1 protein-coding gene is annotated in these 385 nt (G+C 75.1%); it reads left to right on the forward strand.

Annotated elements, in window-relative coordinates; genetic code table 11:
- Positions 1-16: 16 nt before the first annotated feature.
- On the forward strand, positions 17-385 hold a 369-nt coding region (locus tag EHS43_RS46030; protein WP_125196165.1), incomplete at its 3' end, for an MGMT family protein.

Genomic DNA, 385 nt, shown 5'->3' on the forward strand with positions numbered 1-385 from the left:
GGGCAGGATGGGGCGGATGAGCGAGCAGAGCCTTCCTCAGGACGCCCACCCGGAGTACGCGGATGCCCACCCGCAGTACGCGGGCGCGCTGCCGGAGTACGCCGAGCGGGTCCTCGACGTCGCCGAACGCATCCCGCCCGGGCGCGTCATGACGTACGGCGACGTCGCCGAGTGGCTGGAGGAGGGCGGCCCCCGCCAGGTCGGCCGGGTCATGGCCCTGTACGGCGGAGCCGTCCCGTGGTGGCGTGTCGTCCGCGCGGACGGCGTTCTGCTCCCGGGGCACGAACTGCGGGCCCTCGACCGGTACCGCGTCGAGGGCACCCCCCTGAAGGAGGCGAGCAGGGCCGCCGAGGGCCATCTGCCGCGCCTCGACATGAGGCGGGCG

It is taken from the genome of Streptomyces sp. RP5T (assembly GCF_003933965.1).
In the GTDB taxonomy this organism is placed as follows: Bacteria; Actinomycetota; Actinomycetes; order Streptomycetales; family Streptomycetaceae; genus Streptomyces.